Source organism: Candidatus Hodgkinia cicadicola (genome assembly GCF_002774925.1).
The window spans coordinates 1-17,952 of the sequence record NZ_NXGO01000096.1; the positions used below are offsets into that span (position 1 = coordinate 1).

19 protein-coding genes and 1 rRNA gene are annotated in these 17,952 nt (G+C 28.6%); 13 read left to right on the forward strand and 7 right to left on the reverse strand.

Features of this window, described 5'->3' with window-relative positions:
• From MAGTDC_RS03185 to MAGTDC_RS04960, 8 genes are all read left to right on the forward strand, one after another.
• Positions 1-468 (forward strand): 23S ribosomal RNA (locus MAGTDC_RS03185); the annotation flags it as partial.
• Positions 469-1,443: 975 nt separating this feature from the next.
• Positions 1,444-1,662, forward strand: coding sequence for a hypothetical protein (locus MAGTDC_RS05655; RefSeq protein ID WP_278046968.1), 219 nt, complete (start codon positions 1,444-1,446; stop codon positions 1,660-1,662).
• Between the two features lie 448 nt (positions 1,663-2,110).
• Positions 2,111-2,575 carry a hypothetical protein gene (locus MAGTDC_RS03195; protein WP_146657015.1) on the forward strand — a complete coding sequence of 155 codons (465 nt, stop codon included), beginning with the start codon at positions 2,111-2,113 and terminating at the stop codon, positions 2,573-2,575.
• A 130-nt stretch (positions 2,576-2,705) separates the two neighbouring features.
• Positions 2,706-2,978: a hypothetical protein gene (locus MAGTDC_RS05660; RefSeq protein WP_278046969.1), complete on the forward strand. Its 273-nt coding sequence runs from the start codon at positions 2,706-2,708 to the stop codon at positions 2,976-2,978.
• Positions 2,942-3,067, forward strand: a complete 126-nt coding sequence (locus tag MAGTDC_RS06010) for a hypothetical protein (protein WP_414173070.1) — start codon at positions 2,942-2,944, stop codon at positions 3,065-3,067. Before MAGTDC_RS05660 ends, MAGTDC_RS06010 begins: the two co-directional genes overlap by 37 nt.
• A gap of 22 nt (positions 3,068-3,089) precedes the next feature.
• The gene (locus tag MAGTDC_RS06015) at positions 3,090-3,245 is read left to right on the forward strand and encodes a hypothetical protein (RefSeq protein WP_414173071.1); all 156 of its coding nucleotides are present in this window, start codon (positions 3,090-3,092) and stop codon (positions 3,243-3,245) included.
• Between the two features lie 102 nt (positions 3,246-3,347).
• Positions 3,348-3,785, forward strand: a complete 438-nt coding sequence (locus MAGTDC_RS03210; protein WP_192573181.1) for a PLP-dependent transferase — start codon at positions 3,348-3,350, stop codon at positions 3,783-3,785.
• A 738-nt stretch (positions 3,786-4,523) separates the two neighbouring features.
• A complete protein-coding gene (locus MAGTDC_RS04960; protein WP_192573182.1) occupies positions 4,524-4,724 on the forward strand; it encodes a hypothetical protein in 201 nt (66 codons plus the stop codon).
• A gap of 768 nt (positions 4,725-5,492) precedes the next feature.
• Here MAGTDC_RS04960 and MAGTDC_RS03215 read toward each other — a convergent pair.
• From MAGTDC_RS03215 to MAGTDC_RS04965, 5 genes are all read right to left on the reverse strand, one after another.
• On the reverse strand, positions 5,493-5,672 hold the full coding sequence (locus MAGTDC_RS03215) for a hypothetical protein (protein ID WP_146657018.1): 180 nt from the start codon (positions 5,670-5,672) through the stop codon (positions 5,493-5,495).
• Between the two features lie 418 nt (positions 5,673-6,090).
• Positions 6,091-6,645, reverse strand: coding sequence for a class I tRNA ligase family protein (locus MAGTDC_RS03220; protein WP_146657019.1), 555 nt, complete (start codon positions 6,643-6,645; stop codon positions 6,091-6,093).
• Between the two features lie 806 nt (positions 6,646-7,451).
• Positions 7,452-7,631, reverse strand: coding sequence for a hypothetical protein (locus MAGTDC_RS03225; RefSeq protein WP_192573183.1), 180 nt, complete (start codon positions 7,629-7,631; stop codon positions 7,452-7,454).
• Positions 7,632-7,812: 181 nt separating this feature from the next.
• Positions 7,813-8,016, reverse strand: coding sequence for a class I tRNA ligase family protein (locus MAGTDC_RS03230; RefSeq protein ID WP_278046971.1), 204 nt, complete (start codon positions 8,014-8,016; stop codon positions 7,813-7,815).
• A 236-nt stretch (positions 8,017-8,252) separates the two neighbouring features.
• A complete protein-coding gene (locus MAGTDC_RS04965) occupies positions 8,253-8,393 on the reverse strand; it encodes a hypothetical protein (protein ID WP_192573184.1) in 141 nt (46 codons plus the stop codon).
• Positions 8,394-9,868: 1,475 nt separating this feature from the next.
• Here MAGTDC_RS04965 and MAGTDC_RS05670 point away from each other — a divergent pair.
• From MAGTDC_RS05670 to MAGTDC_RS03245, 5 genes are all read left to right on the forward strand, one after another.
• A complete protein-coding gene (locus MAGTDC_RS05670; protein WP_278046972.1) occupies positions 9,869-9,994 on the forward strand; it encodes a hypothetical protein in 126 nt (41 codons plus the stop codon).
• A 2,236-nt stretch (positions 9,995-12,230) separates the two neighbouring features.
• Positions 12,231-12,437: a hypothetical protein gene (locus tag MAGTDC_RS04970; RefSeq protein WP_192573185.1), complete on the forward strand. Its 207-nt coding sequence runs from the start codon at positions 12,231-12,233 to the stop codon at positions 12,435-12,437.
• A 1,374-nt stretch (positions 12,438-13,811) separates the two neighbouring features.
• Entirely contained in the window at positions 13,812-14,591 is a 780-nt protein-coding gene (coxB, locus tag MAGTDC_RS03235; protein ID WP_146657021.1) for a cytochrome c oxidase subunit II, read from the forward strand.
• Positions 14,581-16,218 (forward strand): cbb3-type cytochrome c oxidase subunit I, encoded by a 1,638-nt coding sequence (locus MAGTDC_RS03240; RefSeq protein ID WP_146657022.1) that lies wholly within the window; start codon positions 14,581-14,583, stop codon positions 16,216-16,218. Before coxB ends, MAGTDC_RS03240 begins: the two co-directional genes overlap by 11 nt.
• 47 nt (positions 16,219-16,265) lie before the next feature.
• Positions 16,266-16,751 (forward strand): cytochrome c oxidase assembly protein, encoded by a 486-nt coding sequence (locus MAGTDC_RS03245; RefSeq protein ID WP_192573186.1) that lies wholly within the window; start codon positions 16,266-16,268, stop codon positions 16,749-16,751.
• A gap of 468 nt (positions 16,752-17,219) precedes the next feature.
• On the opposite strand, the gene MAGTDC_RS03250 is transcribed toward MAGTDC_RS03245, so the two are convergent.
• Positions 17,220-17,612: a S4 domain-containing protein gene (locus MAGTDC_RS03250; protein ID WP_146657024.1), complete on the reverse strand. Its 393-nt coding sequence runs from the start codon at positions 17,610-17,612 to the stop codon at positions 17,220-17,222.
• A gap of 21 nt (positions 17,613-17,633) precedes the next feature.
• Positions 17,634-17,846, reverse strand: coding sequence for a ribosomal protein uS4 family protein (locus tag MAGTDC_RS03255; protein WP_146657025.1), 213 nt, complete (start codon positions 17,844-17,846; stop codon positions 17,634-17,636).
• Between the last annotated feature and the right edge of the window lie 106 nt (positions 17,847-17,952).

The following is a 17,952-nucleotide window of genomic DNA, read 5'->3' on the forward strand; positions in this document are numbered from 1 at the left end:
GCTCAACGGATAAAAGGTACGCCGGGGATAACAGGCTAATAACCCCTGAGAGTTCTTATCGACGGGGTTGCTTGGCACCTCGATGTCGACTCATCGCATCCTGGGGCTGAACAAGGTCCCAAGGGTATGGCTGTTCGCCATTTAAAGCGGTACGTGAGTTGGGTTCAGAACGTCGCGAGACAGTTCGGTCCCTATCTGCCGTGGGAAAAAGAATGTTGACGGATCCTGTCTCTAGTACGAGAGGACCGAGATGGACATACCTCTGGTCTACCTGTTGTCGTTGCCAAACGGCATGGCAGGATGGCTAAGTATGGAATAGATAACTGCTGAAAGCATCTAAGCCGGAAGCTAAACCGAAGAAACATTCTATTAAGAGAAGTGATAGACTATCACGTTGATAGGCCAGATGTGTAAGTATGGTAACATATTTCAGCTAACTGGTACTAATATCTCGAAAACTATAAACAAACTACTAACAACAAAACTGAAGAAGTAAATACTTATGCCTTTCAGTAATTTAGTTTAAGAACAACAACGCATTACCATGTTGAACATGAATAGTTAAAATCTTAGACACCTTGTTGTCCTTTCAATCAAATATATAGGACTGAAGGTTTTACTGGTGGGTATTTCATCTTCCACATATGGAACAGTATAGATAGATCTCATTAGATTCATGATTTATAATCACAGGATCAAATCCATGTCTTCGTTGTATCATTTCAATACTATTTTATTGTTAATTCTTAAATAAATCAAAAAAAAACCATCCTACCAAACACATCATCGGTACAACATCCATGAACACAATTATTTCTCACAAGTATCAGTTCTAATTCCAATAAATCCTTCAACCAGTTACATAACAAAACATCTCAACCACAACACCAATCTCAACTAAATATCTTATTACTTACAACCTCATTATCTTCATAAAACATACCATAATTATAACATTTTATATCCGTATGTTCTTTTATAACCCTTTCTTCTATTTAAACTGACAACACAAACACCCAAACAACAACAAAACTACCAATTACCTCTACCCGAAGCCAACCAATTGTTTCCACCAGTCATAGATCAGATCATTACAACAATTTAAATGTTAAAACGTTTAGCAACTACAACGTTACCATGGCCAACAACACCATTAGTTCTTAATTCCTATTAATATATGTCCGAGTATACCTATAGTTGGTAATTATTCAATTGGTTAAACATTGGTCGTTTCGATAACTTTACAAATTCCGACACTATGTCTAATCGAACAACATCCGCACCAATACCAAACTTAATACTTCCATCTCCTTCTTTTTAACCATGTTGTTTCTAGTTATCAACCAATAAAATGAACAGATCTTCCATGAAGATTACTATATAACTAATTAAGAATTGAAACACCAACAACCGAACAAAAGTTGTCAACATGTTGTGGATTACATGGTAACATCTATCATAATACTAAAAACTGACATGTTTTCATTGGATGTTTGGTCAAACCGCCATAACACAGATACAATTTATATTTTAGAGCTTAAACCGAAACATCGGATGTTAACACAGAAACAAAAAAAACATACATGTTCGAACTGAATCTTCAATTCCAAGATTATACCTCCAACATCGATATTATTGATTAGTATACTTTATAACTATTAATATTAACAAAACTTGATTAACTAAGTACTCCACATATATGTTAACATCATGATCTCGTTGGTCAATTTATCCCTATAAATTACTATGGAATAACAAAAACCCAACATCAAAAACCCGTTTAATACAAATCTGAACTTAATCAACAATTTATACTCCAAAGATATTCGGACCAAACGTTGTAACAAGACGATTAACTCTTTATTTAAAATATCAATTACCTTATACATTGTTGTTTAAAAACCAGAACACTCCGACATCGAAATAATAACCACATTATTAAATACTATAAAAAACCATATAACCGTTGGCTTTTAATTACTTAAAAACAACATGCCATCAAATATTACTTAAACATACCAACCACTATCTTTCTATTCATTGGATTTTGTTATCCGCTTTTGTTATAATTTATTAAATTAACAACTAATCTTATACAAATAAACATCTTTTGATTAGAACCACACTGATAAAAGAATACACCCTCTGATGTGAAGATCTATCACATATTAGAAACGTTATAAGCAAGTGATTTACAAAAATAACATCAATAAGTTTAACCAATATACTCATACGTTTGATTTATGGTATTTTTGTTTGTTGATGGTATGTAAATTACAAATTAAAACCATTTTATCGTCTAATAAGAAGATTAAAACGAAAAACAAAGAAAATGATAAGATGAACTTGAAACAAAATAACGATTATTTTAAATCCAATATCAATTCTGTTATATTCATTGACAGATTATAGGTGGTTAACGTTTTACATCATCGTTTTAGCTAAACTCTTCAATGATCTATGTGAACGAGAAGATGAACGGGAATATTATGAGAATTACTATGAAGATGATAAAGAGAACTCCAAAAATGGAGATGAAGAAGACAACGGAGATCGAAACGATGACCAAACATAAACATGTTTAATCCATCTGATAATTTTGGTTACCAACCTCCAGATTTAAATTATGAAGATAAATATATCCGGTCAAGAAAACAACAAGGTGACAATCCGAATCCATCTACCCATCTGATAACAGCCTATAAATGACTAACAGAATAGATTACTTGAACAAAATTAAAACAAACACCCACAACAATCTAGCTGATAGTACCACTTTAATAAAAACATTCGATGATATGGACAACGGATTCGTGAACAACATCCTCGTTAATGGATCAACGATTTTATTCAGAAATACATCTGAGATGATAAAGAATAACAAAAAAAATATACCTATGGACAACATGGCACACCAACAACAAATGATCTATGTGTTGCTATTAGCATGTTGAAAAGATCCGATAAAACAATGGTAACATGTTCGGGATTAATGGCATTAACATCAACATTTCTATGTATACTCAAGCCAAACGACCACGCATTGGTGGTGGATGTTGTTTATTAATCCTTTAAAACAATTCTGTAAGATGTTCTTAACAAGATTCAATGTCCATGTTGACTTCTTCGATCCAAGAGATGGATATAACTTAAAGACATTACTTAGAACCAATACCAAGTCAATTCATTTGGAATCACCATGTTCGAATACATTCGAGATATTAGATATGTCATTCAATCTGTAAATACATAAAACAACGTTCAAACAGATGTATTATATCAATGGATAATTCATGAACAACACCCTTAATATATAAACCAATAACACAAGGAGCCGATATATCGATTTGTACTTAATTTATACCCAACAGGGTGTTTGGACGTTGCGGTTGATCGGTATCTACAACAAAAAAATTTCATTGACATTTAACAACTTCGAAAGGTTTATCGGAACAACAAGTAGTAGTTATAACTGCACCTTGGTTCTTAAAAATCTGAAACCAGTCTTCGTTCGATTACATTACCACCATAATTCTGTTGTTAAGGTTTGTAAATATTTAACCACATCGGGTTATGTAAATCATGTGTTCAGTCCGATTTTACCATGATCTCCGGATCATAAACTTTGGAAAAGAGATTACAAATTAAGTAATGACATAATATCGTTTACTCTTAAAAGCAACAAAATTGAAAACTATAAGAGATTATTAGATGGTCTTAAAATATTTGGATTAGAATGGTCATGAGGAGGATATCAAAAGCTTAGCAGCAATAGCTGATACTAAACATCGACATTTCAAGGGAATAACCAACACCCCGATCATAAGGTTGCAGATCGGCTTCGAAGACATTAACGACTATGATAAATGATTTAGATAATTCATTTCAACATGTTAACAACAACAAAAACACTATAAATCCGATCAAACTTTAGAGATAAACTGTTAAATCCAAACCAAAATCTTTATTAAACCGCTATTAGGAGTCACAACGTTGTTAAAAACAAGTAGATTAAACAGAACTGGACAACAGAATAGTAGTAATTAATCCATTCCCAAGAAAATATAAACACGTCAGAATATATATAAACTTTATGTTACAATTATAAAATACTTATTAATAATAACTTAAAACAACAAAAAAACAACACAACTACAAGTTTGTTAATAATAATCGATGTTAGATGTAATAACATAAGTAAAACTTACCGTTAACAACAAGAATTATAAGATAAAATGATCTAAACATAACAAAACATCGGGTACTTATGTCAACATTAAATTAATACCAAACAAAAACCATGAGGATGTTGGTTAAAAAAAATTCAAACTGTTAACTATTCTGATTAGAACTTAATTAAATCCAACATCCGATCCCGAGTTTTACTAAATTGACCTTTAAATTGACCACCTGTTATCCAAAGATGGTACTTGTTAATGGGTGAAGTATATTAATCCAATTAAATTAATTGCCATTACTAATATTAAAAAACATAGACAAAACATTAAGAAATATTATATATATTGATAAACGAATCTACAAATCCAACAACCGAAAACATCTACACATATAGAAACATCTCAACACTACCATGTTTAGATTTAAGATCTCAATGTATACATTTGAAGTATGGAATAGATTATTCCTTTAAAATAAGAACTCTTCTATGCTTAGAAGTTATGAACAAAAGGTTAGAACTTAAACAAGTTGAAACAATAACCTAGAAAGAGACATCAATTGTTCGAAGATTCAACAAACAACATTCATGTTTACAAAAAACACATGAACAGAATCATTAAGAAGATCCGCATTAAAACTTAACAACTTAATAACAAACAAAATTATTAACTCGAACATTAATCAATTATTAAATTTATTAGATTGACATCTAAACCTAACAAAGTTTTTAAAAAACTAAATATATTCAAACATGAAAGAAATTATAAAAGCAATAGATCGGTATTAACGTTAAAGTTTAATCTCGATGTTCATAAATTCACATAAATTTATATTCAACATAAATCTACATTTCAGTTCGAGATCTGTTATGATTTACAACGGTGTAATATGTATCAGAATTCAAGAAATCATCACTTCGTTGGCTTAATAGTTAACCATCTTAATAAAATTAGAAAACATAAGATCACTTCACTTGAGATATTTATATTATTTTGTTGCTAATAGATTATCCAATATATATCTGATTGAAATCAATTTAAATTCGATTGTATCAACTACTAAATTTATTGAACTATTAATTAAATTCAATTTAAAAAACAAACAACGTCCAGTTATTAAAAACTTATTAAAACTAGAGCTGTTCTTAGAATTGAAGAAACATTTCTATGATCAATTACATTTAATTGAAATATTTGTTATCTTTTATAAAACCAAAATCCGATCACACCCATTATACATTACACATTAATTAATTTAAATATTTTTTATCTATTAATTCTCTAAAACTCATACCAAACATCAATTTAGATTACTTACATCTGTCTATTAGACAGTCTTCTACACCTATTACATAAATTCTGATATTTAATACCAATCTTGATTCAAACAGAATTACAAATCCCAACATCCTTACCCTCCATTATCTTCTTTGAATAAATAATATTTAATTTAATATACCCAGATATATCGTTGGAACTTATATTTTTGAACAACTTTAACTTACTGACATCACTTACTATTACAATTACTTATGACCAATTTATTTTTTTCCTTGTTAAATTCTTATCAAATAATATACCATTAACTACATCTTTTATTAGATTTATAACTTCAATTGTAATGCTACCGTAGAATTGAATTAATTTGAAGGTGATTACCAAATAACATAATTACAGATCTTAAGTTGATTAAAAAATATTCTTATACCATGTTGGTAAAATTGGATTAAGCCATTTACATACCTGTGTTGTCCAACAATTTATAACATGTAAACAATTCATCCGTTTAGTATAATATCTAAAATAACAGGATAGTAAACGTTTCGATGAGTCAAAATAATCTGAGGATATATCTTTACATATATTTCCAATGAGATCTAATATGTCATAATATAAACAATTATCATAAAGACTACCGATTGTTGTTGTTTCAAATAACTAATTTATGTAAAACAAACCTGTCAATCTGACATAACAGCCCTGGAATCAATTCAGTTTCAGGTTCCATAACATTAAGTGTTCATTTTATTACATTATTTATTCCATATAACACTTCTATCATTTTCAATGATCAATTACCCTCTACTATTCTGTTTTCAGATAAACCAAAGCCAAAAATCCATCCTCTTGAAACGTTGTGGTCGTTGTTTATTGTATTGTTAACAGAAGTTTCAACAATAGACTTTGACATCTTATTAAAATCAACATTCAAGACAAACGGATGTGTTATCAATGTTCTTGTTGGAATTTTATCCTCAAATATAGTACTGGTTATTAATAATGTTTGAAATCATCCTCTATGTTGATTCATACCTCCGATAACAACATCCCGAGGTAATCTACCATTCCTTAATTTATAAACAATACCCGCATCAAACCATACATCCAAGACATCATTTACCTTCGATCAATTGAACCTATCATATCTGCCATATAAAATCTTAACTTCTGATCAATACGAACCCATTTCTTTCTCAAATAGATCTTACAACCTTCAAAATAATTTTTTTATCATGGATTACCTTATTAAATCTATCTCTAACTAAACAAATAGGTGTTCCCAAAACATGTTGATGTAACACAATCCAATCTGCCCTTGTTCAAATTAATTTAACGTATTAATTCCTTATGTCATTGAAGTTTAAACTTTATATAATTAATAATCTTTGTCGATTGTCACTTTCTTGTTGTAATCTAATTTTATATTCTATTAAGAATTAACACAATTAATTACCAAAGAACTCGATCGTGTTGATCTCAGACACCATTTATTCACTTCAACACACTTATGGATAAGTGAACAGGTTATAAGTTTATTTATCACATGTTGTTTTTTGTTCAACCAAACCATTAGTTATAACATCGGTTGTCATTTTTTAAAATATTTGTTGTTGTAGTTCAAAAAACTTCTTTTATATTCAGTTAACCTTTTAAACCTGTATTAATCTGTTTGTTATGTCAACGATCGGTGGTTTAGTTCCAAAATCAACAACTGTTGGCATATTTCTTTGGTTAAAAACATTGAAAACATTGAAAGTAGTCATTATTTCAGCAGGGATTGGTCCATATAACCATTGATTGATCATATTTACTTTTTTTCTAACAACAAGATTGATCTATGTTTAAATCTTTTAAAATTTAATCCATTTGTGGCTACATTAACATATGTTCCCATAGCAACGACCATAACATACAATTACTAATCTGTATTCTCGAACCTAACATCTTGAATCTTGGAACAAAAAAATTAACTAACTTGGCGTTGATGTTATCTTAACTTGTTGTCTTTATAGATATTACACCATATATCCCGCTTCCAAGACTATCCATCACCGAATTGTTAACATCGACATCTGGTATGTTGCTGTTATCTGTTATTGACCAAGCTGAATATTTCTTTCCAAACGTTATCATCCCTGTTTTAACAAGGTTATAAATTCTATCAGTTATCATCTTTGAGCTTACAAAGTACAACTGTCCTTGATTTATAACAACGGATTCCAAACATTTTTAGTTGCAACCCTTGTGTTATAGCTCAGTTCAATGAATATATCTTACATAAAAATGATAAGTACTTCTGTTCTTTGTTTTAGCTACTACTTGTAGTTCGATAGGTAATTCATGGCAATCCCAATTATGTTTGATACTCGATAGACCTTCCAAGTTCTTCATTGGTCTTGATACAAATATCTTTCAGTATTTTATTTACCATATGACCTAGATGAAGTTCACTGTTTGCAAATGGTGGTCCATCTAATACCCTAAACCTTTTTTCTATTCAACATTCCAACAAAGTTACAACTTCTATTACTTCGTTGATAACATGTATACCTAACATTTATACCATTTTCTTGTTTCTGTAACATGTTAATATTAAACATCTGTACTAATAGTCCGTTTTAATCAAAGTATTTCTAACATTAATAGATTCAATATTAAATTGATGTGTCTGTGTTTTTTTTTGAATTCAAACAGTTTAGTTGTGTTATTGGAAGATATAAACCCCAATTAAGTTTAAACTATTAAATGCATGGATGTTGGTTTTTATTCAAAGTGTAGTTCCAAGTATCTTAATTAAAATTGATTTAATCCTACCATGATTGGAATAGCCATATTTAATATCAATGTAACATTTTGTTTGATGAACAACGGTCATAGGGTATTAATTAAAGGTGAATCAATAGGGTAACAACAAACAAACGATGTCAATTCCATCCCTGGTAGTATAGATTAATTAAATGTTAAGCTTCAAACATGAAGAAACGTGTTAAACAAAAGAAATCAATGATTCAATATGGTAACCCATCAATGGTGTTGTATAAATTTATCATTTTTTATTAGAAATTAATAGTATTATTATCTATGTAAGAAAAAAAATGTTTATAATTATATTATTGTTTATCCAATTCATGGATTATTGGCTTTAAATGGGTATGATTTATATAAAATACAACAACAAAAAAATAAAGATGGTATTACATGGAGGTTGTATGTGTATCGAGATAACAAACGACTAAACATGTAGGTATTAAATCTCACCAACGTTGGTTTGTATTAAGCAATATGGATTAAATTAGTGTATTTATATTAAGATTTGGTTTGTTTTTTTTATAAGTATTGTTCTGTCTAATCTATTAGTTTATAAGTTGAAATTAAACCAAAAAAAGGATCTAATCCAACACAGATACTTGTGATTAATATGTTATTGAATATTATTTGAACTAATAATGATTGAGATTAATATCTTGGATCCGATATTCAAAGTTTGGTAACAACGTTCAAGCAACAATGAACCAACACTCTTTTAATCTCCAACGATCGAATAGTTTTAATTAACTAATCTTTGGTAAGAAAACAAATAAATTAGATAACACATCATAGAATAAATTTTTACTTGCTAGTTCATTTAACATTGGCAACGTGTATTCCAGACCAAGCTTATGTTAACCAAATATTGTTAGTTTATATCCAATAGATCGTTTGTTTGAACCTTTGTTTAGACATTTGATTGAATTTGTTTTTTCAATACATCGTTTTAATCTATTTGATTTATACTTATAAGCTAGAGATCTATCCACAGTCTGTTTTGTTGTTTTAATGCAGGATTACGATGACCATAACAACCTCTAAGTTAATTTTAGAATTTCTTTATGTTTATAGTGAGTTGTTAATCCTCTACTGACTTTGGACATTGATGTTATTTATCAGACATTAATATAAGTTTACTATTTCCTAATTTATTTAACATAACTACATGTTATTATGACTTAAAACTATAAGAACAACTATATGTTTTGTATGGAAATGAACCAATCGGTAACATATCTTTTATTTAAGTTTAATAAAAGTTAATTATTAATATAACATCTAAACAAAATAACAACAAAGTAGGATATGAATTCCAAACATAACAACACTTAGGTTTCATCTACATCGATGAACAATAAGCTTAGTTATATTCATTATCCTTGATTACAAGTGTATAATCTCATTTGAGTTAATTTATGATTTAGATATGTAAATTTATTTCAATTTAGTAGATAAACAAACATAAAAACTTATTAATATTAAGTATAAATATTACAGGCTTGCCGAGACTGATGGTATTATCATATTAGTTTAATAGTTGTTTGAAAACTTATTAATGGTATTTTCTACTGTTATGCATCAACGTTTGACAACATTTTTATATGTTAAATATTTACTTAGTTGTTATAGAAATATCTAAAATTGATAATTCAACAGGTAGACATTTTGGCGTTTGATCAGGTAACCAAACGTTTGGTTATAATTTATACATCAACATATCAAGGTAGTTGTTATTACATTCTTATTATTTTTAAAATACAACATGAATAAGTTATTAATTCATATGAGTTTTAAAGATAAACAACAAGTGAATGATTTTGTTGTAATGTTTACATAAGTTCCTATAATAATCGGATCAATGACAACGTGTTGGGATCAGAATTAGTAGTTAACTAATACAATTTATATCAGTAGTGATATTTATTTTCCGTAATAATGAGTATATGTCAGGATTTGATACAACGAAGAGATGTTATTTCGGTGTATAGATTAAAATATATATATATATGTGTTTATGGAGATATTTACATGTTTTGGATTATTTATCATCAATTTTGTTTAAAGATATAACGATTTATGATAGATAAAAGGTAGTTACACTTATTAGTAGTCATTAACTTGTAACATAGAAATGATGAAATGGGGAGATAATTGTTCGGTACATTGAAAATATTTAGGTTATAATGTTATAAATATTAAAATTCGAGATAAAACAGATATATATTCGATGATTGATTAGTTTAATTTTAACTGGAACAACGTTGTTGATGAGGTATTTATTAAAATATAACAGATTATTTCAATAAGTAATTCAATGCCAAAAAAATGTTAACAACTGCCTGCTATTATGTGTTTGGTTCTTTTGTTGTGATACAAAAAAATGGTGTTAATTGAAGAATATAAATGTAGTGGTTATATACCCATTAAGTAGATGTTATAAATAATTACAGATGTTTCATGTTTGGTTTTAGAAATGTTAATCAATTTTAGTACTATGTGTTATAATATTGAATTATCAAAACATATAATAGACATAAATCGAGCAATTTATTATATGTGTTTATGCGGTTTACATCGATTTGTTACTCCAATCATAACAACAAAGTGATGAATTAATTCCTATATATTTATTTTTAAGTAAGATATTGTATTGTTTTAATTGGAATAAATCTGTTATAGGTTGGACATATTTGACATAACAGGTGATTTATAACTAGTAATAATGTGTATAAATTACTTCATCAATATATTTATTAATTTATTCGATCAAAATTATCAAACAAATAGATAAAATATTGAACCAATATGTGTAGTTTGGTATAAATACCAAATTTATCATGAATGTTATTGTTGTGAGAATAATGTTGTGAAGTATCGGATAATTATAAGTTATCAACGTTTATAATTCATGCTTATCTTTATTAAAAAATAAACTTACATGATTATAATCGAAATGTTATAACATATAGTAATTCACTGTTAAGTGATCGTTGATCTTGATAGAATATATATTATAGCGGTTGGATTTTTGTTTAATGTTTCAAAGTTAATAATACTATAGGGTATTATTTTAATACTTTTATATTTTTAACATCAATTAGTTAATAATCGATCAGTTCTTGTTTTAAGTTAAATATAATTGAGTCTTGGTTTGTTTCATTTAATTTCAAGTATTAATAACTATAAGCTATTTATGATAATCGTAGTAATAATTTGGTTCCTTATGGTCTAAACAACATCCACATTAAAAAACCAAACGTTACAACGTTGTAATGGCTGTTCGTGTTTGGCACAATTACGTTGATGGTGTTGGAGATTTGGTTGATTGGGTGTTTTCATTAAAAGAAAAGATTTATTAATAACCAACACAAATAGATGTTTTTAAGAGATGTTTATTAATTTAAGAATGGTAGTTGAATAAATTTGAAGTTTCGGTTGATGAATCAAACATCGGATTGCTGGATTCAGACTAAATACCAACATCCAAAAGATATGATCATGATGTTGGGAAAAACATAGTAGTCAATGAATGGGATAGGTAATGTTCGATGGTATTGTAACAAATCAGAGAATATTTTGAAGATTGGCTTATAATCAGGTAGTTTTAGATAACTTTAATTCATAATTATTATACCAATAAATGATTGGAGGTTATAAACATGTCAATTGTTTGTTATCTTTGGTACAACGTTTGGTATATGTTTATTTTATCTTTTTAACAGTTATTTAAAATTGAGAATTATAACAACTTAATCTTTTAAATATGGAACATCATAACAACAAAGTAAGTAGTTTAAATTATAATTTTTTGATTGATTGAAGATAAAATTGTGTAATCACGTTGTGTTATCGAGCATATGTTTGAGAGGTTGAACACGATTATTGATGAAGTAGAACTATCAGTATTTAGTGACTACGTTGGTCTTGGAATTTGTTTAAATAAATGTATTACAAAAGATATTTATGTTAAAATGACATATTAAATCAACAATCGATAGTATTGAGCTGTTGGTGTTTAAGTCAAGAATTAGAGGATTAATCTATGAAATATTTATTGATAAGTGTGAATTGATGAAAATTAAGCTTAATAATTTGCTATATGTGAGTATATTTGATTCGGATGAGACCATTAATAAATCCTGATACCGAGAAATTATTTTAAATGCTTAACATAAAACTGAAGTTGTTAGTAGTATAATGGTTTTGAATCAAGTAAACTTTCGACAGAATTTAAAATATAACCCTAACAACAAAGTAAATTATAAATCAGGTTAATGTTGTCGATGATTTAACAAAATGGTATAAAATGGAAAAAACCGTTTGTTGGTTGAAGTTAATATGCCAAGATTAGTTATAGAGAAATGGAAAACAGATATAAATTGATAAGAATAATATTAAACAATACAGCTGTAGTATAATGGTGGAGTTTAAGAAGGTGGTTTCTTGAAGTGTTAATTCAATTCTGTCCAGTTGTGTTAATTGCTAAACATGTTACATCGTTGTTAATGTCCAGTCACCCTTTGATCATACATGTTTTCTCTGACCGTTTTAAACCAACATGCAGATAACTAAGAATTAAAATAAAATTTGATAGATTTTTGTTAGTACAGATGTATAAATAGTTTATAAGAAGATAGACTGTTATAAAAAACCATAAACAATTAAAGACTAATAGCATATAGTTATTAAATAATATTTGTTTTTAAAAACACTAAGAACAAACGACCTCTTGGTTTAAGATCAATAGATCTCATCTATTAAGGGTTATAATATTTATAAACTTGTTTGATCTGATTGAATTGGCTCATGAATTAAGAAACAAAATGTTGGAACTGGATGTTGGAATAAAGAGTTGGGAATAAACGATAAGGTATAGATGTAGGAGATAACAGATTATTTTTCTAATTCAATGCATATGTTTATGTTATCTGTATCATTTGCTGATAATATTTAATGAGATTAATGTTATTAAATGTATGATTGATGTTGATTATGAATAGAAACTGTTAAACAATTGAATAGAATAAATTCGTTAGTTATGACATATTGACATGTTCTACTAATGGAAACAAAGAAATAAATCGAGAAATATTAATAAGTAATTGATGAGTAGTGATATAATGTTACTGATTGTTCAGTTTATTGAAGAAAAACCAAAGTAACACTGACATGTTTGGATTGGAATTTAACTAATCGTAACACAACGAGGTTGAGATAAAGAAAAAAAAACATAGATGTTATCTGTGGTTGTTGATGTTCTCAATTAGATAACAGAATTAAGATAAATCAATAAGAATTCATTCGATGCTAACAAAAAAAATAAACTTGTTGGTCGAACATCTTGTTGTAACTAGGATTGAAGCTTAGACCGAAATTATTATTTATGTCTAAATATGAAATGGAATAAATTAAAGACTAAACACATCTTATGTGAATTAATCTATCTAAAGATGATTCATTATCTAACAAAAAAACAAAATCTGGTTATAAACAGGCTATTATCTATATTAATCCCAACTATGTTGGTGGTTTTGAGGTAGAAAGATGTCTATATTTGTTGGAAAGCCATTAAATTGACAGACAGGTTTACAACGGTCAGCAACACCAGTAATGAAACAGATAAATCAGCTTATGAGTTTTACAAATGTATTATTATTTCCAATATTGGTGTTTGTTGTAATAGCAATTATAATTCTGTGTTATAAAAACAACGGAAATACTGTTATATCACAAACAAATAAGAATTTACCTTTAGAAATCATATGAATAATTATCCCAATTATGATTTTATCCAGTATATGTGAACCTTCGTTTAAGGTATTAAAGTATCAGATGTCTCAGAAGAGGTTGCCATTTATTACTGTAAAAGTAACAGCACATCAATGATATTGAAACTATGAATATAACTTAATTGGTGATAGATTTAATTACAATTCGAATGTATTGAGACAACAACATAGAATTGGATTCAAGAAAACCAATTTAGGTCTTTACCCTGAGTTATTGGCAACAGATTATGAACTTGTTGTACCTACCAGAAGGGTTGTTAGAATATTGATAACATCTGGTGATGTGATTCATGGGTTTGCTGTTCCATCGTTTGGGTTAAAGATAGATGCGATTCCAGGAAAATTGAATGATGCTTGGATCAAAGTAAGTACTCCTGGTATATATTATGGTCAATGTTCAGAATTTTGTGGTAGAGATCATGCATTTATGCCAATTGCTGTTCGAGCTGTATCTCAAGAAAGATTTAATAACTGGTTGAAAGTGGCAAAATCCGATCTAGATAAAGCATTTAGGATAATGAGACATGGATCGTAAATTTAATAAGTTAACAGATTACATCGAAGATAACATATTTCGAATGATATTAAATATTTATGATATTGTGGTATTTGTTAATGATTGGCTAAGAAAATATACTACAAATGTTATAAATTCGTTGATGCTTTGGGATCATGTTAGGATGGGTAGATATTATATATTCTTTTCAGTGACATTTGGTACAATTGCTGTGATAATATCGATCTTGATGAGAACCGAATTAAAACATCCTGGAATACAGGTTTACAACAAAATTGCCAGATTAATATATAAAGATGGGGATATAGATGATAGAGCCAAACATTTATATAATTCTTCGATGACAGCACATGGTTTAATAATGATATTTTATATGTTAATGCCGATGCTTATCAATGGTATGGGAAGTTTATTAATACCAGAATTAGTTATGTCCAACGATTTGGCTTCGAAGGTAGCAAGTTTATGTTCTTTCTTTATTTTGGTATTGTCAGGTTTAATTGCAGTGGCATCGATGTTAACAAAAGGTACATTAAATGATTATGGTTCTGCAACAGGATGGACTTTATATCCTCCATTATCTAATGCCAATTACCATGCTGGTAGATCAGTAGATTTGGTTATATTTGCAATTATATTGGCATGTATTTCATCTGTAATTACTTCATCAAACTTTATTTCAACAATTATAACAAAGAAAGATAGGAGAGTAAGACTTGTTAAAATGTCACTTATAGCTTGGGCGTTGTTAATTTCATCCTTATTATTAATAATAACAATGCCAGTGTTGATAAGTGCTGTTACAATGTTGTTTTTAGATAGAAGATATAATACTGTTTTCTATGAGGCTCAAGCAGGAAGTGATCCCACGATGTTTCAACATTTGTTTTGGTTCTTTGGACATCCGGAAGTCTATGCATTAATACTACCAGCATTTGGAATAGTAAGTGAAATTATATCTAAGTTTTCAGGTAAACCAATCTTTGGAAGATCTGGTATGATATTATCAATGATGTCTATAGCATTAATAGGTATGACTGTTTGGGCACATCACATGTATACTGTAGGACTTACGTTTAAATCAATAAAATATTTTGTAATCTCAACAATGGCGGTTGCTGTTCCAACCGGAATCAAGGTGTTTTCTTGACTTGGTACTATGTGAGGTGGTAATATTCGTTTGAAATCTCCTATGATATGGGCATTAGGATTTGTGATATTGTTTGTTGCAGGTGGTTTAACTGGAATACAATTAGCTAATGCTGCTTTAAGTAAAGCATTACATGATACTTATTATGTTGTGGCCCATTTTCATTACGTGTTGTCTGTTGCATCGACATTTGCTGCCATGGCAGGATGATATTATTGGTTCCATAAAATATTTAACCGAACATATAGTGAAAAATTATGCATATTGCATGCTGTTATAACATTTATAGCTTCAAACATAACATTTCTACCTCAACATTTTCTAGGATTAGCTGGAATGCCAAGAAGGAGTATAGATTACATCGAAGCTTATAGTGGTTGAAACAAAGTATCGACATATGGTGCATATTTTGGTGTTGTTGGCATTTTGTTGTTCTTTTATATTATTATCGATTCCAAAATTAGAGGTAAAACATGTATTAAAAGTCCATGATAAAGATGTTATCGATAAGTTCAGGTCTGATTTATGGATTCAGTATCATGATGGTTGTTTCCATGGGTGTTTTCTGTTATTCAGTAACAAAATTGTATAAAATAACATGTTCCAAGTTTGGTTTAGCTGGAATTCCAAAGAAAGGAGTTAATCTTAACAAGAAATTACATCACCAACCTATTCAAATAGAATTTATTACTCAAGTAGATAAAATGTTGCCATGTGTTTTTAGATGTAGTATAAGTCATATAACTTTAATACCTGGAGAAGTAACAAAGACCAATTATAAACTAAGAAACAAAAATAACGACTATTTTGTTGGTGAAGCAGTTTACAACATCACACCATTTGTAGCAAGTAAATATTTTAATAAATTACAATGTTTTTGTTACAACAAGATGATAATACCTCCATTTGCTGATATTGTTTTGCCATTGGTGTTTTACATCGACCCAAACATAAACTTCGATGATGATACTAAGAACATAAAGAAAATAACCTTAACGTATATTTTGAATAATATGGGAAAATGATAGAATCAATTCTAACACTGCTTATTACGTTGGTAATGATGTTGATGACTAGTATGTTGGTTCTATGGTCTTATATTAATAATTTAAAAAATAGGAGATATAATATAAGGTTCATGTTAACTAAAGGAAAAAGGATTAGTAATTTTTATAACACTGAGTATACCGTGTTTAAAACTCTTTTTATTAAACTTATGCACTTTATTATGAAGAAAAATTATAAATTACATATTGCTATTGTATCTATTTTATTGGTGATTCAGATAATGGAACTCAAATGGGCATTTAATCAGTGTTTGGTTTTTTATGATCAGTTTGAGGTGTTAGTATTAACATTGATGTTCATTAACACGATAGTTGGGTTGTTTATATTATTTATCAGGAACAACGTTGTAAATATGATAGGCTTGAGGTATTGACAAATATTAGGTTTTTTATGAGATATGTATTATATTTTTCTTGCAAAGTATTAACTTAATATCTACCTGAATAAAATTCTACTATGGATTCAGGATTCATGGTAACTGGATAGGTTTTATTGGTATATTTCGGAATTTTTATTAACTTAAATGTCAGATATCGATAACAACATCCGATATGTTTTGGAACATCTAATTCAGAATTAAGTGGATTTTGTTTTATCAACATTGAATTAATATATTTCGGATGTATTCTGAAGACATCTCCAACGTTGTACTCATATGAACATATGTTTACTTCTTTATTATTTACTAATATATAACCATGATTTATAAGTTGTCTGGTAGCTCTGAATGATAGAGTTAATTTGATCCTATGTACTAGTACATCTAATCTTATTTCTAATAAACGAACGATATTGGGAGCAACATTGCCATTAAATTTCAAAGTTTTTTATGTATACTTTTGTTAAAGTTTTGATTCTGTTAAATTGGAACAATAAATCTTCATCTTTTGTTTTGCTAACAATCTAATACCATAATCTGTTAGACGTTTCTTTGGTTTGTTACCATGTTGTTCCGACCCATAGTTTCGTTTGTTTAAGCTTGATCTTTTAGAGTCTCAGATGTTTTTACCAATTCTTCTATCAAATTTAAATTTAGGTACCTTTCTTCTGTTCATGTTAGATCCTTAGTAATGTGATTAACAATGGAGATACTAATAACTGATAAATGTATCCATGGGATTTTGTAATTAAACTGTTATCTGTTATGCTAATCGATGGTCT